19 protein-coding genes are annotated in these 21,976 nt (G+C 34.3%); 15 read left to right on the top strand and 4 right to left on the bottom strand.

Annotation, left to right across the window (positions count from 1 at the left end):
• Positions 1-13: 13 nt before the first annotated feature.
• Positions 14-793 carry a ParA family protein gene (locus VB264_RS12825; RefSeq protein WP_309920033.1) on the bottom strand — a complete coding sequence of 260 codons (780 nt, stop codon included), beginning with the start codon at positions 791-793 and terminating at the stop codon, positions 14-16.
• A gap of 507 nt (positions 794-1,300) precedes the next feature.
• Here VB264_RS12825 and VB264_RS12820 point away from each other — a divergent pair.
• From VB264_RS12820 to VB264_RS12785, 8 genes are all read left to right on the top strand, one after another.
• Positions 1,301-2,746, top strand: a complete 1,446-nt coding sequence (locus tag VB264_RS12820) for a POT-type proton-dependent oligopeptide transporter (protein ID WP_323249940.1) — start codon at positions 1,301-1,303, stop codon at positions 2,744-2,746.
• A gap of 414 nt (positions 2,747-3,160) precedes the next feature.
• A complete protein-coding gene (locus VB264_RS12815) occupies positions 3,161-3,844 on the top strand; it encodes a VIT1/CCC1 transporter family protein (RefSeq protein WP_323250009.1) in 684 nt (227 codons plus the stop codon).
• A 67-nt stretch (positions 3,845-3,911) separates the two neighbouring features.
• Complete coding sequence (locus VB264_RS12810) at positions 3,912-4,424, top strand: hypothetical protein (protein WP_323249938.1); 513 nt, start codon at positions 3,912-3,914, stop codon at positions 4,422-4,424.
• Between the two features lie 51 nt (positions 4,425-4,475).
• On the top strand, positions 4,476-5,222 hold the full coding sequence (locus VB264_RS12805; protein WP_323249936.1) for a Dph6-related ATP pyrophosphatase: 747 nt from the start codon (positions 4,476-4,478) through the stop codon (positions 5,220-5,222).
• Positions 5,223-5,283: 61 nt separating this feature from the next.
• Positions 5,284-5,982 carry a response regulator transcription factor gene (locus VB264_RS12800; protein ID WP_323249935.1) on the top strand — a complete coding sequence of 233 codons (699 nt, stop codon included), beginning with the start codon at positions 5,284-5,286 and terminating at the stop codon, positions 5,980-5,982.
• The gene (locus tag VB264_RS12795) at positions 5,979-7,364 is read left to right on the top strand and encodes a sensor histidine kinase (protein ID WP_323249933.1); all 1,386 of its coding nucleotides are present in this window, start codon (positions 5,979-5,981) and stop codon (positions 7,362-7,364) included. The genes VB264_RS12800 and VB264_RS12795 overlap by 4 nt, the downstream gene beginning before the upstream one ends.
• A gap of 75 nt (positions 7,365-7,439) precedes the next feature.
• Entirely contained in the window at positions 7,440-7,916 is a 477-nt protein-coding gene (locus tag VB264_RS12790) for a hypothetical protein (RefSeq protein ID WP_323249932.1), read from the top strand.
• A gap of 479 nt (positions 7,917-8,395) precedes the next feature.
• On the top strand, positions 8,396-9,400 hold the full coding sequence (locus VB264_RS12785) for an LLM class flavin-dependent oxidoreductase (RefSeq protein ID WP_323249930.1): 1,005 nt from the start codon (positions 8,396-8,398) through the stop codon (positions 9,398-9,400).
• Positions 9,401-9,466: 66 nt separating this feature from the next.
• Here the strand turns inward: VB264_RS12785 and ggt are convergent, their stop codons facing one another.
• The gene (ggt, locus tag VB264_RS12780; RefSeq protein WP_323249928.1) at positions 9,467-11,263 is read right to left on the bottom strand and encodes a gamma-glutamyltransferase; all 1,797 of its coding nucleotides are present in this window, start codon (positions 11,261-11,263) and stop codon (positions 9,467-9,469) included.
• A gap of 284 nt (positions 11,264-11,547) precedes the next feature.
• Here ggt and VB264_RS12775 point away from each other — a divergent pair, with 284 nt between their 5' ends.
• Entirely contained in the window at positions 11,548-13,212 is a 1,665-nt protein-coding gene (locus tag VB264_RS12775) for a hypothetical protein (RefSeq protein ID WP_323249926.1), read from the top strand.
• A gap of 107 nt (positions 13,213-13,319) precedes the next feature.
• On the opposite strand, the gene VB264_RS12770 is transcribed toward VB264_RS12775, so the two are convergent.
• On the bottom strand, positions 13,320-15,494 hold the full coding sequence (locus VB264_RS12770) for a S9 family peptidase (RefSeq protein ID WP_323249924.1): 2,175 nt from the start codon (positions 15,492-15,494) through the stop codon (positions 13,320-13,322).
• Between the two features lie 62 nt (positions 15,495-15,556).
• Positions 15,557-16,246, bottom strand: coding sequence for a pseudouridine synthase (locus VB264_RS12765; protein WP_323249922.1), 690 nt, complete (start codon positions 16,244-16,246; stop codon positions 15,557-15,559).
• 182 nt (positions 16,247-16,428) lie between these two features.
• On the opposite strand from VB264_RS12765, the gene VB264_RS12760 reads away from it, so the two are divergent.
• From VB264_RS12760 to VB264_RS12735, 6 genes are all read left to right on the top strand, one after another.
• Positions 16,429-16,854, top strand: a complete 426-nt coding sequence (locus tag VB264_RS12760; protein WP_309920083.1) for a response regulator — start codon at positions 16,429-16,431, stop codon at positions 16,852-16,854.
• Between the two features lie 114 nt (positions 16,855-16,968).
• A complete protein-coding gene (locus VB264_RS12755) occupies positions 16,969-17,430 on the top strand; it encodes an EVE domain-containing protein (protein ID WP_323249920.1) in 462 nt (153 codons plus the stop codon).
• 264 nt (positions 17,431-17,694) lie between these two features.
• A complete protein-coding gene (locus VB264_RS12750) occupies positions 17,695-18,795 on the top strand; it encodes a serine hydrolase domain-containing protein (RefSeq protein WP_323249918.1) in 1,101 nt (366 codons plus the stop codon).
• Between the two features lie 227 nt (positions 18,796-19,022).
• The gene (locus tag VB264_RS12745) at positions 19,023-19,463 is read left to right on the top strand and encodes a hypothetical protein (RefSeq protein WP_323249916.1); all 441 of its coding nucleotides are present in this window, start codon (positions 19,023-19,025) and stop codon (positions 19,461-19,463) included.
• A 193-nt stretch (positions 19,464-19,656) separates the two neighbouring features.
• Complete coding sequence (locus tag VB264_RS12740) at positions 19,657-20,472, top strand: RpnC/YadD family protein (RefSeq protein WP_323249914.1); 816 nt, start codon at positions 19,657-19,659, stop codon at positions 20,470-20,472.
• Positions 20,473-20,917: 445 nt separating this feature from the next.
• The gene (locus VB264_RS12735; protein WP_323249912.1) at positions 20,918-21,940 is read left to right on the top strand and encodes a nucleoside hydrolase; all 1,023 of its coding nucleotides are present in this window, start codon (positions 20,918-20,920) and stop codon (positions 21,938-21,940) included.
• Positions 21,941-21,976 lie beyond the last annotated feature (36 nt).

Here is a 21,976-nt window from a genome sequence, read left to right as displayed (position 1 = left end):
TATGAAGAAAAATCTACTCTTGGGTGACATATCCATTTTTTGCCAAAACCTCACGAGCAAGGTTTAGGTAACTAATTGCCCCTTTGCTTTCTGAGTCATGTGCAATGGCTGGTACACCAAAGCTTGGCGATTCTGAAAGACGAATGTTTCTAGGAATGATGGTATTGAATACCATATTATGAAAATGGGCTGTTACTTCGGCAACTACTTGGTTTGACAAACGTACTCTTAAATCATACATCGTCAATAAAATACCTTCAATCGCTAAATTGGTATTCAAACGAGATTGAATGATTTTAACGGTATTCAATAATTTACCAAGACCTTCCAAAGCAAAATACTCGCACTGTACAGGAATAATCACTGAGTCTGCGGCAGTGAGGGCATTAATCGTAATTAAACCGAGCGATGGCGAACAGTCGATAATGATAAAGTCGTAATTATCGAGAATTACCCCTAACGACTCCTTCATTTTTTGTTCACGGTCACGAAGGTTAATCATTTCTATTTCGGCACCCACCAAATCGATATGAGAAGGAATAATATGGAGATACGGTAAATCTGTAGCAATGATAATATCTTGTACATTTACTCCATCGACCATACATTCATAAATTGAATTTTCGATTTCCTTGGGGTTGAATCCTAAACCAGAGGTAGAGTTCGCCTGCGGGTCAGCATCAACAATGAGTGTTCTGAATTCGAGAGCGGCTAAACTTGCCGCCAAGTTAATAGTGGTTGTCGTTTTTCCAACTCCTCCTTTTTGGTTGGCTATGGCAATTATTTTCCCCATCTTGGATTTTTCTGAGTTACAGTCTTTTTTAAGCTAGGTTATTAAATTATAAATAGTGAAAAGAAGCTATAAAAAGTATTTTTGATAATTCTTACCTCTTTATTACTAAAAGTTAATTCTCAATTCCCAGTACCTCAAATAACAGACTTCAAATATCGTCCTTTCTCACCACATAAGCAAAGAGTGTTCCACAAAATGTTTCACGAATAGTAATTTATAAGGATTTGTACTAACGCGATTCAGTATTAACTATCAATACTTGTGTTAGTTTTATAAGTTAAAATGATTATTTTTATTTGGTTAAAAATTAGATTAAGACAATAAAAGTGAAGATTTTTAAATATAATTAGCAGTAAAGTACAAAAATTGTATATTTAACAATCTTTTCATTAAGTAGCCAAAATTGTTTCTAAAACTCAGAGAATGTATTTTAGCGTAATTTTATTAAGTTTAATTTTAACATTTTCTTTACATTTCATTCACATACTTTATTAACACATTTATTTTATGACATCAAAATCCATTGAAACCGAGGTGGTTCAGAAATCAAATAGCTATCCCAAAGCTGTTCCCTACATTATCGGAAATGAAGCCGCCGAACGATTTAGTTTTTATGGGATGCGTTCTATTCTTCCTACTTTTTTGATTGCACAATTTTTCAACCCTACTTTCAATCCACTTCTTCAACAAACTGCCGAGGCCCAATCTAATCAAAAAGTGCACATGTTTGTTGCCTTGGCATACATCATGCCCATTTTGGGAGGTATAGCAGCTGATTGGTTTTTTGGAAAATATAAAGTGATTTTATATGTATCTGTATTATACTGTATTGGACATTTAATGTTAGCGATGTTTGATACTAACCTTGCATTGTTTTCATTAGGTATGATTGTCATTGCTTCTGGTGCTGGGGGCATCAAATCCAATGTATCTGCTAATGTGGGTGACCAGTTCGACAAGACTAATGAACATTTAATGTCTAAAGTATATGGGTGGTTTTACTTCTCCATCAATTCAGGTTCGGTAGTATCTAACCTTTGTATCCCAATTATTTATGCAAAATATGGAGCAGCTTGGGCTTTTGGCGTACCAGGAATATTAATGGTACTGGCTACTATCATATTTTTTTCTGGTAGAAATAAATATGTAAAAGTGCCTCCAATGGGGATAAATAGAAATAATTTCTTATTTATTTCTTTCAATGCCTTAGTAAATATGGGCAAGAAACAGAAGGGTGACCATTGGCTAGATGTCGCCAAAGCAAGTTATGACCCACAAAAAGTTGATGACGTAAAGGCAGTTTATCGCTTAATTATTGTATTTGCCTTTATTCCAATTTTCTGGGCGCTGTGGGATCAAAATTTATCTGAATGGGTTTTACAAGCACAAAAATTAGATTTAAACTCTGGCTTTGGTTTTACTTTCTTATCTGAACAAGTTCAAGTATTCAACCCTTTCTTTTTAGTAAGTTTTATTCCGATTTTCACCTATTTTATCTATCCTTTCTTTGAAAAACTAGGTATCAAAACTACACCACTACGTCGTTTAGGCGTTGGGTTCTTCTTAACAGCTTTGTCTTTTGTTATTATCGCATTAATTCAAGAAAGTATTGATGGTGGTGGTAAGCCTTCTGTTTGGTGGCAAGTATTAGCTTATTTAATTTTAGCTTGGGGCGAAATCTTGGTTTCTATTACAGGTTTAGAATATGCTTATACCAATTCGCCAAAATCAATGAAGTCTACGATGACGGCTATTTTCTATTCAACTGTTTCTATTGGTAATTTAGCAGTTTCTCTTATCAATGAAAACATTGCAAACAAAGGCTTCTTTGCTCAACTAGATGGTGCCAAGTATTTTTGGTTTTTCGCAGGATTGATGTTTATCTCATTCTTGATTTATATCTCTATCGCATCTAAAATGAAGGAAACACGGTATGTAGGGGTAGCGGAATAAATTTCAAAAAGACTTAAAGACGCTAGATACAAGATGCTAGATACAAGACGTTAGACACAAGACGTTAGACACAAGACGCTAGATACAAGACGTTAGATACAAGTCCCTAGATACAAGACGTTAGATACAAGACGTTAGACACAAGAATTTAGACATAAGAATTTAGCAGCACGATTTATTGAAAGTCTATTTAAAAAAGTCTTAAATCTTATGTCTTTTAATCTAAAATCTTGTGTCTAATGTCTTTTAGTCTTAAATCCTGTGTCTTTTAGTCCCAGAACCTTAAAGTCAATATGCAAAAAAGAAGAACTATCAGTTTTATCCCTGAGGTTCTTCTTTTTTATTTACAGGCAACTTCATGAACTTTAAAGCAAAAAAACTACCTTGCAATATATAACCCTTACTAAAGAAAACATGGAAGAACAGCATCTGGAAAGCTCTGATTTTATTAAAGATATCGTTATTGGAATGTCTGACGGACTAACGGTTCCTTTCGCCTTGGCAGCAGGCTTATCTGGTGCTGTTGCTAATACTGCTATTATTACCACGGCTGGTATTGCTGAAATTGTAGCAGGATCAATCGCTATGGGCTTAGGCGGTTATTTGGCGGGGCAAACCGAAGTTGAGCACTATGACGCTGAACTAAAACGTGAATACGAGGAAGTAGAACTGATGCCCGAACGAGAAAAGGAAGAAGTCAAGGAAGTTTTTGCAGATTATGGTTTAGATGAAAACGCCCAAAACCTTATTGTTGAAGCACTTTCAAAAGACAAAAAGAAATGGGTAGATTTTATGATGAAATTTGAATTAGGGTTAGAAAAACCAGATATTTATCGCGCTAGAAACTCAGCCTTGACAATCGGTTTAGCTTACATTGTTGGCGGAATCATTCCGCTTTCACCTTACTTTGTTGTGGAGAATGCACATCAAGGATTATTGTATTCTATGGTTGTCACACTAATCACCTTATTTATATTTGGCTATTTCAAAAGCAAAGTAACAGGGCAAAACCCATTGACAGGAGCTATAAAAGTAACTCTAATTGGAGCCGCTGCCGCTGGTGCTGCTTTCTTTGTGGCAAAGATGTTTGGAGGTTGATTAAATGAAGCGCGTGATTAGAGGTTTCTTACTATACATCAACCATATTATTTAATAACAATACCTTATGAGTTGGCTAGATAATATCAATACAATCAAAGAAATTTATCCCGGACAGTTTCAAATTATTTTAGATTTTGCTACATCTTCTTTTATAAAATATACATTAGATACAAACTATCATTATGTTTGGGTCAGTAATCATTCTTTAAGTAGTCATTTTACTTGGGAACAGCACAATCTACCTCTTTTTGACAATCAAAGTAATGTTCAAGTATTAGCAAGAAATATTTCTTTCGACTATATATTACCCACTAAAGATTTTATAAAATTGCTACCTACTATCGAAAAAGACAATGGCATTCACCTAATTCAAATGAACAAAATCCCAAAAGAATATCTTACTATTGATAGAATAAAGGGCAAAACACGGTATCAACTACTTACTAAAGAATGTGATTATCTATTTGAATTAGATATACCCTCGGCAAGAGACTATGGACCTATCATAAGTAGTAATAGACAATATTTGCAATCATTACTTGAAAATCCCAAACTTGATTGGAATAATCTGCCTTAGCTTATTGACCATTGTTCAAAGTAATTCCCAACAAAAATCTATTTTTACAGCATGATAAAACAGCAAGCAATTTTTAATTGGAGTGGAGGTAAAGATTCTGCTTTGAGTTTATACAAAATCTTACAGTCACAAGAATATGACGTTAATTGTTTACTGACCAGTATCAATGAAGAGTACCGTAGAATATCAATGCATGGCGTTCGAGAAGAATTATTGATACAACAGGCTAAAAGTATTGGTATTTCCCTCGTAAAAATGTATCTACCCGAGATGCCTACGATGGAAATATATGAGGATGTCATGAAAGCGACTTTGACAGATTTAAAGAATCAAGGAGCAACAGCCTCTATCTTTGGGGATATTTTTTTAGAAGATTTACGTTTATACCGAGAAAACAAATTATCTGAAATAGCCTTAAAAGGTGTTTTTCCTTTATGGAAAATACCTACCAAAGATATTATCAAGGAATTTCTGGATGTAGGGTTTAAAACCATCACTACATGTGTCAATGATAAGTATCTGGATAAACGCTTTGTAGGCAGAATTATAGATGAAAGTTTTTTAAACGATTTACCAGATAATGTTGACCCTTGTGGAGAGAACGGAGAGTTTCATACTTTTGTATTTGATGGACCAATTTTCAGCCAACCCATTGCGTTTAAAAAAGGAGAAATCGTGTATCGAAAATATACGCCATCAAAGCCAAAAGACAATGACAGCTATGATTGTGACGATGCTAACCAAGACAATCCATTTGATAACGGTTTCTGGTATTGTGATTTATTATCAATAACATGATAAGCAAGCAAAGGCTACTGATAATCAAGCAAGAACATGCAAGCGCAAGCTATAATGTATTATGAATAAAAAAATACTTTTAGTAGAGGATGAAATAAACGTTGTTGACTTTTTGAAAAAAGGCTTAGACGAAGCAAACTTTGAAGTATCTGTTGCCCTAAATGGTAATACAGCTCTTAGCATGGCTGCTGAATCTTCTTTTGATCTCATCATCTTAGACATTATGTTGCCCGATAAAAATGGAATCGAAGTATGCAGAGAATTACGTTCACGCCATATCAAAACACCAATTCTTTTTCTGACTGCCCTTGGCACTTCTGAAAACATTGCCTTGGGTTTAAACACTGGAGCCGACGACTATCTGGTAAAGCCTTTTAAATTCATCGAATTATTTGCCCGAATCAATGCACTTCTAAGAAGGACTTCTTATATCGATAATATTCCAGACGAAAAGGCAAGAGTCACATACACTATCGGAGACTTAATCATTGACGATGATGCCAAAACAGTAGCCCGAGGTGATCAGAAAATATCCTTAACTGCAACAGAATATCGTTTACTGCTGGTTTTGATAAAAAATAAAGGCAAAGTACTTTCAAGAATAGACATCTTGGAAAGTGCTTGGGATATCAACTTTAATATGGGTACTAATGTGGTGGATGTGTATATTAATTACCTTAGGAAAAAAATTGATGGCGATTTCGAACATAAGCTCATTCATACCGTTGTGGGAATGGGTTATGTACTCAAAGAAAAATGAAAACACAAACCAAATTAGCAATCATATTAGGGCTGTTGAGTAGCACAATCGTTGTTGTGTTTGGTCTCTCTATTTACTATTTTTTGGATAAATATTCTTATGTTGATTTTTATAAAAGGCTCGAAGCTCGTGTTAGGATATCTGCTCAATACAGTTTAAATTCTGGAACGCCCAATTCTAAATATTTAAAAAATTTAAGAAATCAACATTTAGAGAAGCTTGAAAATGAGAAAGAATACCTAATTAAAATTACACCTAATGCTGATTTTGAACAAATTGCTAATAAATATACCTTGCCAATTCATTTTTTGAATTCGCTTTCTAAAGCAGATACTTACAAGGAAAAAGAAGGAAATTTATTCATTGCTGGTTCGCAATATAGAAAAGGCGATAAACTATACTTTGTCATTGTTTCTGCTGAAAATTATTATACATTGAACCATTTGATTTTTCTAAGGTCTGTATTGATTGCAGGAATTTCAATGGTGATTTTGATTGTGGTTATCTTTTCGTTTTATTTTTCAAAACATATCTTCGACCCCATCAAAGAAATCACGGATAAGGTAAAACAAATCAGCACTGAAAACATCCATCTTCGCCTTGAAAACAACATCAATAAAAGCATAGAAATTAGCGAATTAACTAATACTTTCAACGAACTACTCAACCGTATTGAAACGGCTTTTGAAACACAAAAGAATTTTATCAGTAACGCCTCACACGAACTTGGCACTCCCCTCACTACCATTATCGGCGAAGCAGATTTTTCTTTATTAAAGCCTCGAACTTCTGAAGAATATTCTACTGCACTCAAAAATATCCTTCAACAAGCCGAACGGTTAAATGAAATTACGAAATCTTTACTTTTCTTAGCGCAAACGGGGTATAAAGGCAAAACAATAACTTTTGAGAAAGTTCGTATCGATGAAATAATATGGGTGAGTAAAAGCTTGATTGATAAGCTAAACCCTAATAACAAAATTCTTGTTGATTTACGTCTCTTGCCCGAAGACCCCAAAAAACTAAAAGTAAGGGGCAATCAACAATTATTACACCTTGCGTTTGCTAACATCTTGAATAATGCTTGCAAATATTCTAACAACAAACCCGTAACTGTTCATATTGCATCAAGCAATTCGCAAGTAATTATCATGGTTGAAGACCAAGGCATTGGTATCCCCGAGGCTGAACTTGCCTTTATATATGACCCATTCTTTCGAGCATCCAATACTACCTTGTTTGAAGGTTATGGCATCGGATTGCCCCTCACCAGAAACATCATTCACTTGCACAAAGGTAACTTAATCGTTAGCTCGCAAGTAAATGTTGGAACAAAAGTTCAAATCAAAATCCCTCTCATGGAAGACTCATATCTTCTCTAATCGAATTCTAATCTCATTCTTAAAAGTTTATAATCTCCTCAAAATAGTTTTGTCACAACATCTAAAAGATAAGTGATGAAAAAAACTATTTTAATTCCGATTGATTTTCGTGTTGCATCGCTCAATACGCTGAAAATTGCGTTGGAACCTTATAGTGAAGATACTATTGAGGTAATACTATTACATGCTGAATATCTGAATGATTCTATCACAGAATTATTATTTTATACTCCAAAAAAGATAGTATCGTCATACATGACCAACGAGTTTAAGGAAGCACTAGAAATAATTCGTAATAGATTTGAGGGTAAAATTAAATACATCAATATAGAATTATTTCATGGGTATAACACTAATGCCATGAGGAACTTCCTTGAAGCAAACCATGTGGATGAAATTTATATCGCTAAAAACTACCAGCTAAAACAAACAAAAAACGCTTTTGACCCTACTCCTCTCCTCAAAAAATCAAACTACAATGTTATTGAAGTAACCATTGAGCATGACTTTGAGAAAGCACCTTATGAACAACTAATCTCTTTATTTAATTAACAAACCCATTATTAAACTATCCTGTCGTAGCTATTATAATAGGCTTGATGGGGAATACTGTCCGCCACAGTAGTCTCATACAAGCAATCCAATATTATTACCAACATACAAACAATATGTAATTACAGTCAAAAAACACGCTTTCTAAGTGTGTTTTTTCTTTTAAGGATTTAAAGAACTATCAAATGAACAATACATCCTATCGCAATAACAGCTAAACCATTAAGTGTTTTTGGGGTGTTTTTTGTCCTTTTGGCATCTAGTTTTTTTTAATGAATGAAAAGGGGGGCTTTGTTGCTTTTACGACCTTGCCCAGAGCCTTTATCCCTGTCATAATAATTATGAGAATAAGTATGAAGACATTTAAAGATGAGATTACAGCCAGAAGCTTATTAATTAAAAAGATAGTTGAATCAATGGTTGGACAAATTCGTTATTATCTGATAACACAGAAATGACAAGAATAAACTTCAGCTCAAATGAAAAAGATTAAATTAAGTATATTAGACCAATCAATCATACACCCACACAGTACAGCCCTTCATGCCATTCAAGAAACCATTGAAACAGTTCAACTAGCCGAGCGATTAGGTTATCATCGTTTTTGGGTTTCCGAACATCATAATTCAACTTTTATTGCGGGTTCGACGCCCGAAGTATTGATGGTAAAACTCGCAGACGAAACGAATCGTATTAGAATTGGTTCTGGAGGAATAATGTTACCCAATCATAGTGCGTTGAAAGTGGCAGAAAATTTCAGGATGCTTGAAACATTATTCCCAGGACGTATAGACCTAGGCATGGGGCGAGCTCCGGGTGGAGATACTATCACAGCTTCTTTGTTGAATCCTTCTAATGATTTTAAAGAAGAAAGTTATTTAAGGCAATTGAGCCATCTCCAACATTTTTTTACTGATAGTGCTGGTACTTCAAAAGGAAGGTTGTTAGCTATTCCACAGGCCTCAACTATTCCTATGCAATGGATTTTAAGTTCAAGTGGTGGCAGTAGTGGTATTGCCTCTCAGTTTGGAATGGGTTTGGCAGTGGCCAAGTTTATCAATGGTCATGTAAATCCAGATATTGTCGAACATTATCGCAAAAGCTTTACTCCTTCATCGCAATTTAATCAACCCAAAGAACTAATAGCCTTGTCAGTGATTTGTGCGGATACAGAAGAAAAAGCTAGACAAATGCGACACTTTCATGATTATACGCTAGTTAAATTTGAACAAGGTTTGTTTGACCAATTTGTTAGTTACGAAGAAATGAAGAATTATGATTTTTCTATGGCAGAAACTGCTAGAATTAAAGCCAATAGTGCCAGAATAATATCAGGCACAAAAGATGAGGTAAAAGAGAAACTAACGCAGTTAGCTAATAAATTTGATATTGATGAAATAATGGTATCAACATTAACAGATAATAAAGAAGATAGGCTACATTCTTTTGAGTTACTTGCAGAAGCTTTTGGTTTAGCGGAATAAAATTAATAAAGGTCATTCATCACTAGTGAGGGACTTAAGTCCCTCACTAGTGATGAATATTCCCGCTCAATAACCCACCGCTGTATCATCTGCTCTTACGTCTGCTCCGCCTTCATAAATACCGTCAGGCAATACCAAAATACAATCCATCCTACCAATAGTATTTTTCTGAGAATCTAACTTATATCCCTTTTCACGCATTCTTATCAAGGTTTTTTCTGTAAAAGCACCCTCTTCAAAAGTAGTTCTATCGGGCGTCCATTGGTGATGGAAACGAAGAGCATCAACCGCCTGTTGCATAGACATTTGGTGTTCCACAACATTTAAAAACACTTGAAAAACCGAAGTAATAATAGTTGAGCCACCCGGAGTGCCTAAGACCATTAAAAGTTTTCCATCCTTTTCAACAATCGTTGGCGTCATAGATGATAGCATTCTTTTGTTAGCAGCAATGGCATTAGCTTCATTTCCAATCAATCCATACACATTTGGAACGCCCGGCTTGATAGAAAAATCATCCATTTCATCATTCATTAAAAAGCCTGCTCCGTCTACAACTACTTTGCTTCCATAAGAGCCATTCAAGGTAGTAGTAATGGATACTGCATTTCCTTCTTTATCGACAAAAGATGAGTGAGTAGTTTCAGGACTTTCATACCCTGTAATATCTCCTCCTTTTACCATTTTGCTGTCAGTTGCTTGAGCAAACTGAAAATCCTGCCAGCGTTTCTTTAAATATTCGGCCTCCAATAATTCCTTCTGAGGTACTTTTACAAAATCAGGGTCACCCAACCACTTTGAACGATCAGCATATACCCGACGTTCAGCTTCAATCATTACCTGTGTGGTAGAGTCGCTATGCCAACCCCATTTTTGAAGAGGATATGGCTCAACAAATTTTAGGAGTTGTAATAAAGCGATTCCTCCGCTAGAGGGTGGTGGCATCGAAATCACTTTTAGGTTTTTATAATTGCCAACTACAGGTTCACGCCAAGCTGAATGATAACTATCTAAATCTTTTTGAGTAATAATTCCTCCTCCCCGATTCATTTCAGCTAATAATAATTTAGCCGTTTCGCCTTCATAAAAGCCTTTTCTTCCTTGCGCCTGTATCAATTTAAGTGTTTTTGCCAAATCCTTTTGAATGAGTATTTCTCCTTCAACCCACTTTGCAGTATCTTCTTTCATGAAATACTTTTTTGTCGGATTAAACTTTAGCAAATCAGCTTTCACATTATTTAATCCTCTAGCTTCGCGTGTAGTCAATTTGACGCCTTTTTCAGCTAAATCAATCGCTGGTTGCAATACTTGCTTCCAAGTAAGCTTTCCAAAACGTTTATGGGCTTGTTCTAAACCATCTACCGAACCGGGTGTACCACTCGCTAAATGCCCCTGCCAACTAGGCTGACCCGCCTTTACATTCTTGTTTTCATCTAAATACATATCCCTGCTAGCATGCTCAGGTGCTTTTTCGCGATAATCCAACGTATAGGTTTTGCCGTCTTTATCACGATAAACCAGAAAACCTCCGCCCCCGATATTGCCTGCTGCTGGGTGAACCACTGCCAAAGCAAACTGCGTAGCTACTGCCGCATCGATAGCATTCCCTCCTTGTTTCAGAATGTCCACGCCCACTTGTGACGCAACTGGATGAGTAGCCGTTACCATTCCGTTTTTGGCATATACAGATGCCTTTCTAGCAAAGAAAGGCGAGGCATTGGGGTCTTCGTTACTGAATTGATAAAAGCCTTGATTTTCAACTGGTTTTTGAAGAGAAGTATTTTGTTGGTTGGGTTGTGTAGTTTTACAAGCCCCTAAACCTATTAAGCAGATTGATAAAGTAAGTAAATGTTTTGACCTCATTTTGTTGATTTTTTATTTCAATTTACAGAATTCACGTTATTTAAACAATTAAAATATTTGAATGCTGAGTGATAATACTCTTTTAATGCTACTTATTTTCCATTATTTATTTTAAATATATCAAAACTTTTTCTTCATCAAAAGGATGAAAATTGACTAGTAAATCGCCTTATCTTGAGTATGTTGGACAAACTAACATTTATTTTATTGTAATACCGCTATTTTACTATCTACTGGCATAGAAATTTAGGTCTTTTAGTAGTTGACTCTTTACCATTAATTCTATGACACAAAATCCAAAAAATCGCTTCAAAAAAGGACTAATTATTAGTCTTTATACATTACTTGCATTTTTAGCAATAGCTACCATCGTAGGGCTATGGGGATTAAAGCCTTTATTATCAAAACGTATTCAATATGCAGTATTAAAAAGTACTGATAGTTTATATCACATTGATTTCAAAGATATTCAGTATAATATTACTGGTGGTGATGCTCGCATTTTGGGCGTGCGTTGGCAAGCAGATACTACTTTGTATAAACAACTGGATTTGGCAAAAAAAATGCCTGATAATATTTATCAAGCTCAAGTAGAAGAAATTCATTTAACAGGGATTAATCCTTGGAAAATTATTTTTTCTTCAAAGTTACACTTACAATCAATCAGCATTAAAGAACCCGTTATTCAGATTAACCATCACAGGCAATATTATAATTCTTTCAAGACAATTACGCCATTCTATACGATACTTTCAAAATTTGTAAAATCATTTTCTGTAGAAAAGGTAAGTTTAGATAATATCAATTTTACTTTTATTAATCGTTCTGAAAAGAAAACGCCTAGTACCAGCAAGGTTGAACATTTAAATATTGAACTCACCGACTTATTGATAGACTCAATGTCTCATCGTGATAAAAGTCGTTTTTATTATATGAAAGAGTGTGTCTTCAAGTTAGATAAACTAGAAATACTGACAGAGGATTCATTGAATAAATTTAAAATTAAGGAATTATTATTCTCTACAAAATCAAAATCATTATCGCTCGAACACTTGGAATATGAACCTCAGTATAAGGAAATTGCCTATGGCAATAAAACTGATGGGGATGATAGAATCAGTATAATTTGTAAAAATATCAAACTAGATTCTATAGATTTATACAAGCTTTTTGAGGAGAAAAAAATCTATGCTAAGAACCTCGGTATTAACAATGGACAGATAAATGTATTTACAGACACGCGTCTTTTCAAACCACATAAGAAAATGGATTATCGCCCTTTCCCTCATGAAGCTTTTAGGAAATGGCAACTTAAATTTTTAATTGATACGATAAAATTAAGTCGTTTTAAAATAACGTATTCTGAATATAATCCTCAAACAAATTTAGTAGGCAACGTGATTTTTGACAAAGCTAATGGTTATGTACATAACTTCACGAATGATTCTGTCCCCTTAGCGAAAAATCCCAATTGCATGGTTTTTTTGAAATCTAAATTGATGAATAAAGCAAATGTTCATTTTTCTTTTCGCTTCAATGTATCAGATAAACAAGGAGATTTTAGTTGTAGTGGCAAAGTACTTAATATGCAATTAGCCACTGTAAATCAGGTAACCGAAGCTTTAGTAATGGCTAAAACTCAGGAAGGATATCTTAGTTATTTTGCTTTTGATATGCATGGGAATAAATTCGGATTGAAGGGTTCTACTACGATGCTCTATCAAGACTTAAAAGTAATGATTTATAAATTTCCTCCCGAAGACGGTGTCTTTAAAAAACGGAAATTACTATCTTTTATAGCCAATACATTTGTCATCAAAAAAAGTAATCCAACAGGAAAGAAACCTCCAAGAGTTGCTATTATCAATTATCTGAGGATACCTGACAAGCCTTTTTTCTATACGCTTTGGAAGGGGTTGTTGGAAGGAATAAAAGGTTCTGTGTTGTAGCATTGTTAAAAAGGATTCAAACAAAAACACCCGATAGGTTTTAAACTATCGGGTGTTTTTGTTTGAAATACAGCTGAATGCTCAAAGCTCATCACTCACAGCTATTATTATCTTCCTCCTGGTGGGCAATATTGTTTCAAGTAATTAGTGTACAAAGTATTCAAGTGCATTCTTGTTCCTTCGCCTTCATAAATGCCATGCGAACGATTTGGATATGCCATAAATTGAAACTGTTTGTTGTACTTAATTAATTCATTCACTAACATTTCAGCATTTTGATAATGTACATTATCATCGCCTGTTCCATGAATGTATAATAAATTCCCTTTCAAGTTTTTAGCATAAGTAATCGGAGAACCATTCACAAAATCCTCACGATTTTCTTGAGGAATACCCATATATCTTTCCTGATAAATGTTATCATAAGAAAGCTGATTAGCTACCGCCGCTACTGCAATACCTGTTTGATAAATTTCTGGGTATTGAAATAATAAATTTAACGTAGTTGACCCTCCGCCACTCCAACCATGAACAGCTACTCTTGTAGGGTCGATGTATTTATTTTTCAATAACTCCTTCGCTGCCATTGCTTGGTCGCGGATATTGATTTGTCCAATTTTACGATAAATTGCCTTTCTCCACTCACGACCTTTAGGAGACGGTGTTCCTCTTCCATCAACTGATACATAGATATAACCATCTTTTGCCATATCACCAACGTATAAACCATTTGAGCCTGCCGAATAAGTATCTTTTACCGTTGCCGAAGCAGGTTCTGTATAAACCATAAATACAATTGGATACTTTTTAGTAGAATCAAAATCATAAGGTTTTACCATCCATGCATCCACAGTGATGTTATCTTCGGTCTTGATTTTTAAAAATTCAACCTTGTTTTTTCTTGGTTTTTGCTTGGCTATTTTCGCATCAACACCTTCTGCTTCGTTAAAAGGCTTATGGTCGGGCAGCGTAATCATTTCACTCACGGGACTAACTGTCGAGCTAGTAAAACGATGTTGAGCGAACTTACCCGTTGGCGAAACATTATAACTGTGTGTTCCTGCTTGGTTCAAAGGTGAAACTCTCTCTGCTTTTCCTTTTCCATCTAACGTAGTTCTATATAAATATTGTTGCGTAGCATTTTCTGGTGAAGCTGTGAAGTAAATTACATTTGTTTCTTCATTGAATGCTAAGAAACTAATTACATCAAAATCACCCGCAGTTATCAACTTTTCTTTACCGTCTTTTCCAACAATATATAAGTGATTCCAGCCATCTTTTTCCGATTGCCAGATAAAATCTTTTCCATTTTTCAACCAATCCCAGCCTACCGCCTCTCCTGCACGGTTATTTACATTTACCCAAGCTTTATCAGATTCACTATAAAAAGTTTTGGCTACGCCCGTTTTAGCATTACAAAGCATCAATTTTGTTTCGTTTTGCTTACGTGGCAATTGTTGGATAATGATTTCAGATGAATTACCAGCCCATTCCATTTTAGGAATATAGTTGTTGGTTGATTCCCCCGGCACTTTCATCCAAATCGTTTTAGCGGTAGCAATATCTACAACACCTACTTTACAAGCCGAAGGCTTCTCTCCTACTTTTGGATATTCTACAGGAATTACTTGCGAATAGATAGAGTCTGTGGTATTCAACATGAAATAATCACGAATGGTATTAGCATCAATCTGCCAATAGGCAATAGATTTGCTATCTGGACTCCAACGGAAACCGTCTCTACAATCAAATTCTTCTTCATAAACCCAGTCGAAAGTACCATTGATTAGTTTCGTAGTTCCATCCTTGGTCAATGCTTTAATTTTATTGGTTACAAGGTCTTCTACATAAATATTATGTTTTGAAACATAAGCAACTTTTGACCCATCAGGCGAAAACTTCGCAAACATCAAAGATGATACAGGCATGCCTTTTCCTAATTGCTTAAGTTGTTTGGTGGCAATGTCTAATACCCAATAATCGCCACGTGTTTCATAACGCCATACTTTTTTGCTGTTGGTAAAAATCAATACCTTTTTAGCATCATCTGAAAAGGTATAGCTTTTGATTGATAAAGCAGAGGTCTGCCCTTTAGGAATCAATAAATCTGATGTAACAATAACTGTTTTTTGTAAAGAGGGAAGACTTACTCTTGAGATTTGACTACCTTCTAATGCAGTATACGAAGTACCATCAGTATCCCAATTAATGCCCTGAGCAAACAATCCTGCTGGAATAAGTATCAGGGTTAATAATAGTTTAGTAAAGTTTTTTTTGTTCATGATTTATAATTGATGAATGAAAGACGAAAATAGCAAAACATTTTGCTTATACCTATCATTGGCTAAACTTCCTGTTGAATTTCTGTCATTGATAAATGCCTGTATGTGCTGGGCATTAGGTTTTCTAATAATACATTCCCTATTCGGGTTCTGATAAGTTCTAATACTTCGTAATGCAATTGATAGCACATTCTCCTGATTTGTCGATTCAGCCCTTGCACTAAAATAATCTTAAAACTGAAATCAGTAATTTTTTCTACCTGACAAGGCAATGTCATTTTGCCCATGATTTGTATACCGCTTGACATTCTAGTAATAAATTCTTCATTAATTACTTTATCGACCGTCACCAAATACTCTTTTTCGGTTTGGTGTTCTTTGCGAAGTGTTTTATCAAACAAGCGACCATCATTGGTCAATAATAATAAGCCTTCTGACTCTTTATCTAGTCTGCCTACTGGGAACAAAGCGTCTTCAAAAGGCAAAATCTCTTTCAGATTTTCAGGAATACTGGTATTCAATGTCGTTTCTATGCCTCTGGGTTTATAGAAGGCTAGATAAATCATTTTTTTACCTTCTTTGATAAGTTGATTATTATAAACGACTTCATCTTCAAGGTTGATAATGACATTATCATTAACCACCAAACCATTGACCATAATCGCCCCAGATTGAATCAGCGACAAAGCCATTTTGTTAGAAATTTGGAGACGTTTAACGAGTAAATATTGAAGACGATTTCTGAAAGTCATTTGGGGATTAATATTTTATTTGCAATATACTGTAGATTTTTTGATATGGGTTATAAGATGATTTTGTAAAACATCATTTAACTTTCAATATTAATTGTATTTAACGATTACATTTTACTTATTGCAAGACTTAGAATAAGAAGGTCTGATTTAATGCTTTTAAAAAAATATAAAACCAAAACATGAACAAAACTGGACCAATAATAGTGATAGAAGACGATATCGACGATCAAGAGATTTTAGATGAAATTTTTAAAGAACTTAATTTCAAAAACGAAATTATCTATTTTAAAGAAGGTGAAAAAGCGCTTGACTACTTGATTAAGACCTCACTAGAACCTTTCCTTATCCTTTCAGATATAAATATGCCCAAATTAAACGGCATAGAATTAAGAGAGAAAATTAATACAAACGAAGATTTAAGAATAAAATGTATTCCATACTTATTCTTTACTACAAGTGCCGAACAAAAGTACGTTGTTGATGCTTATTCAAAGTCAGTCCAAGGATTTTTTGTTAAGCCTAATACTTTTGAAAAATTAAAAAGTACCATAAAAATAATTGTAGAATATTGGTTAGAATGCGAATCTCCCAATTATATTAAGTAAATACCCTTTTAATCCTGGCTCGTTTAACATTTATAAGTGAACATTTCAAAATCTTTTTTTTGTCGCTTTTTATAGTCGTGTACATTATATTTATGACAACAAAATAATACTAAAATGGCTGAAACGAAATATTGGATAATAGTGGCTTCTAAAGACCACGTTCAAAATGGCATTGCTGAAGGTATTGCCCAAGCTTGTCACGGAAAGTCTTCCCCTCTTAGAAGAATGAGACCTTATGATTATATCATTTATTATTCAGGAAAACTCATCATGGGGCAAGATGATAAATGCCAAGAGTTTACAGCCATTGGGCAAGTAAAAGATGAAGAGGTCTATCAATATCAGATGTCACCAGAATTTTGTCCATTTAGGCGAAATATACATTTCTTTGAGAGCAAAGCCGTTTCTATCTTACCACTCATTAATGATTTACAATTTATTCAAAATAAAAAGTCGTGGGGATATCCGCTCAGATTTGGCTTTTTAGAAATCAATAAACATGATTTTGATTTAATTGCTTCACAAATGTTAGAAAATGAATATGTCCCAACTAGTGCAAGTGTCACACTGACTTAATGCTAATTTACTTTGTAACTTAAACCCTCGCTATCAAAGAAGCCTTTTCAGTTGATTAAAATACAGAAAATCGTGGTTATTAATGATTGAAAAATAGTCAGTTGTTTTGATTAGCTATAAAAATATAATTATTTGACAATTAATTGCTTATAAATTAATTAAGGGGATAGTTGGTTTGTTTTTTCCAAATATTTACTTTTAAGAAAAAACGTGATTATGGCTGTATTTACGTGTTGTGCCTCATCCTTACAAAAAATAGAAGTTATGAAAAATAGGGCTTTTAATTTGGTAATTTTAATTTTGACAACCGCATATTGTTTTGGACAAAATGACTTTTCCGACAAATTAAAGCAACCAATTCCCGAACTTCCAAAAACTGCTTTTAATTCTGTGGGTATTGTAAGTGACAGTATCTCTAATCTTGTTAAACTTATTAATTCAACACCACCAAATGACTTTAGAGGAATGGTTATTATAAAAGACAATAAGTTAGTTGTAGAAGAATATTTTAATACTTATTGGAGGGAAACAATAAATGATATTCGGTCAGCAGGAAAAAGTATTACATCTTTATTGCTCGGAATTGCAATTAATAAAGGACTAATAAAGAATACAGACCAAAGCGTTTACAGCTTTTTCACCAAGGCAAAATATATTTCACCTGCAAAAGAAGGACATTTAGATATTAAGATAAAAAATTTACTAACAATGTCATCTGGACTAAGTGCAGATGATAACTCTGACTCCCCCGGCAATACAGCCAATTGGCTGACAAAAAAAGACTGGGTAAACTTCACAACTTCATTACCAATGGTTTTTAAGCCAGGAGAAAAGTATGTATACAATGATGTATGCCCTATGTTAATCGGTGCAATAATTGAAGAAGTAAGTGGGCAGAAATTGTCTAACTTCGCAAATGATAATCTTTTCAAACCCCTTGGAATTAGAGAATTTTACTGGTATACGGCACCTAATGGAAAAACTGTTCCAATGGGAAACCTTTATCTCTCAACGATAGATTTTGCTAAAATTGGGCTACTCGTTTTAAACAAAGGAAAATATCAAGAAAAACAAATTATTAGCTCATCTTGGATAAATGAGTTATTCCAGAAAAAAATAGAAGTTTCAAAAGAAGATCCATTTGCAAGTGGCTACAGCTATTTTTGGTTTCTTGGTTCAAAAGAAATAAAGGGACACAAAATAGAATACATATACGCATCAGGTAATGGCGGTAATAATTTATTTATAGTGCCTAGTCAAAATTTAGTAGTATGCCTAACTTCAAGTGCATATGGACAAGGTTACGGTGGCTATAGGTCACAGAATGTTTTTCAATTTATTTTACAATCATTGGCCCTAAAATAAAATACATTTCGTCCTCGTTTTAGGTAACTCCAACGAGGGGTGCGTAAGCGACAAACCTAATGACAGAAGAGCGAATTTACTCTTTGTTGGTAAAAAATACCAACAAAGGCAAAAATTTGATAATTGGGGATTGAAACTTCTACGATTCGTAAGAGTCAATCTCATTTATTATCAATAATTTATAAAAATCATCGGGTAGAGTAAAATTGATTATAAACTTTTATAAAATGTCAAAACTCCTATTTAGAATTGTTCTGCTAACACTAATAGTTTCTTCCTGTAAAAAAAAGGATACTATTGAAACTATTTTAACAAATGGAAGTGAAGGTAAATTTTGGGATGAAGTTTATCGAACAGATATAGATGGTAATTTACAGGAAACATATCATACCCCAAAAAATTCGAAAGATTCCATTCCAAGTGGTTTATTATTTTTCGGGGAGAATAATATCTTAGAAAGGTATAGTCATTTCTCTGCTGATTCAATTTATATCACCCCTGAATCAGATGTAATTCATTCAAAGGAGTACACAGTTTTAGATAATAAGATTAAACTGGATTCTCATTTTTATCTCGTAAAATCTATTTCAGAGGACTCGATTATACTTCTAAGAGATAGTTTGACTAGTAAATTATTTATAATTTTGAAGGCTTTTAAAATTAAATGATTTAGCCTTTATTAGAGTTACAATATGACAGCTATTTACTCATTGTTTGTGAAAATCACCAACAAAGGCGAAAAACAAACGCTAATAGAGGGTGGGGTAAATTTTGCTTTTAACAATTGTCTTTAGGGAGGTTTTTAAAACCTGTGCTTAATTGTATTTTGACGTATAGCTTGATTTTCAATAACTTTACTTCATGCAAGCAAAAAAGAAAAAACAACAATCAAGTCAATATGACAAGATTTTCAAAGAGAATATTGAAGCCGTAATTTCTAGTATCATGCAAAATATACTTAAAATTACGGCTGTTTCTGTGGAAGAACTACCTGATGACATTCAACACACCAAAGAGCGAAAGCCCGATGTACTTAAAAAGTTAACTGATATCAAAGGCAACACTTTTGTGCTTCAAATTGAGTTTCAAGTTAAAGATGAGCCTGAAATGATTTATCGCATGGGCGAATATCACTTTATGCTTGAACGAAAATACAAAATACCTGTAAAGCAGTTTGTGATTTTTCTTGGGTCGGACAACCCGAAAATGCCAACCGAACTTGATAGAGAACATTTAAAGTTTAGCTATCCTCTTGTTTCACTTTCAACAGTTGACTATCATATTTTCCTCAACTCGAACAAACCCGAAGAAATTATTTTAGGTATTTTGGCAAATTTCAAAGGTGAGAACCCCGAAAATGCTCTAAAACAGATACTTATTCGTGTGAAAGAAACTACCAAAGGAGATTTTTCGTTAAATAGATACTTTAATCAGTTGCGAGTTTTAGCTCAACTTCGTAACTTAGAATTAAATTTAAAAAACGCTATGGACAGCATCGCAGAATACATCAAAGAAGAAAGAGATGTTCTTTATCTTCGTGGACAAGAAAGAGAACAAATTAAGTTTATCAAAAATCTTTTGACTGAAACTGACTTATCGCTTGACAAAATCGCAAAAGTGGCTGGTGTTGCTGTGGACTTCGTGAAGTCTGTTCAGCGACAACTTTCTGCAAAATAGACGCTGTGTTGGTCTTTTTTCGCTTATGGTCTCTTGACTGGCGAACAAAAGCGACAGCACTAACTTTGCATTTATGAAAAAGTGGCTAACAGAAGTAATCAAACTGTTGTACTATTTTAGGCTGGCGTACTTTCATCGGCTTTTGTGATTTCTAATCCACTTACTTCTTCATAAATATTTTTACACTGGCAGTAATGCTACAACAGACCCCCAAAATAGACTGATATTTCGCCCAAGTTGGAGTTATCTCCAAAGTGTCGTGCCCCGTAAATGATAAATAGCAAATTACTTAGTTGTAGAAGTACGTTTTGTTAGTCTTAGCGACCCCAAATAAAAACACCATCAAACACAATAAACAACAAAAATCTTTTCATGAATTTACTTTGTAGAAAGAAAACCAATGTAAATTTGGCTTTCTAATCAATCTGTTAAACCATGAAAAACAATGCTTAAAAAACACATGCTTTTACTATTAATGCTTGTATTAATAGGTCCTGTTACGTTATTCTCACAGAATATCTCCAATAACAATACGGTCATTCCAAGAATGCGTGTTATCGTCGATAATGATTTCAGTGGCGACCCTGATGGGTTGTTTCAGCTTGCACATTTATTACTTTCTCCCTCGGTGGAAATAAGAGGTATTATTGGCTCTCACTTGAGTGTTAATGATGGCTTCGACCCTTCTAAAACACAAGCTGATAATGCTGCTAACAAAGCAAAGGAATTATTACAAGTAATGGCTATCAAAAATAATATCCCTGTCTTTGCGGGTTCAAATACTGCTATGGTGAATGACAGTACTCCTGTGAAAAGTGAGGCTGTAAATTTTATTATCCAAGAAGCTTTACGTACTGATACTAAATTGCCTTTGTATGTACTTTGCGGAGCGGGTTTAACGGAGATTGCTTCGGCTGTATTAACTAATCCTCAAATAGCCAATAAGTTAACATTAATTTGGATTGGTGGCCCTGAATATAACGATTTGGCATTACCTCCGCCTAATTTTTCTACCCCTGAATACAACCTTAAAATAGACATTTCGGCTGGGGCGGTTGTATTCAATAAATCAAATATTGCTTTGTGGCAAATACCAAGAAATGCCTATCGGCAGTGTATCGTTTCTTACTCTCAACTTCTGGTAAAGGTGAAACCAACAGGAAAAGTGGGGAATTATTTGACTACTGTGTTAGAAAATTTGATGAAGAGAATCCAACCTTATTATAATCTTGGCGAAACTTATGTTTTAGGAGATAGCCCTTTAGTCTTATTAACAGCTCTTCAATCATCTTTTGAAGCAGACCCTTCATCAAGTAGCTATGTTGTGAAGCTGGCTCCCAAAATCAATAAGTTTGGGGCTTACGAATATAATCATAAAGGACGACCGATTCGGGTTTATAATCACTTAGATACTCATTTAATGTTTGAAGACTTTTTTGCAAAACTAGCGTTAATGAATCCTTATTGATTGCTTTATTTTCGAAAGTTTAATATGAATAGCTTT

The organism is Arcicella aquatica (genome assembly GCF_034928825.1).
Classification (GTDB): domain Bacteria; phylum Bacteroidota; class Bacteroidia; order Cytophagales; family Spirosomataceae; genus Arcicella; species Arcicella aquatica.
This window is presented reverse-complemented; position numbering and strand designations above follow the sequence as displayed.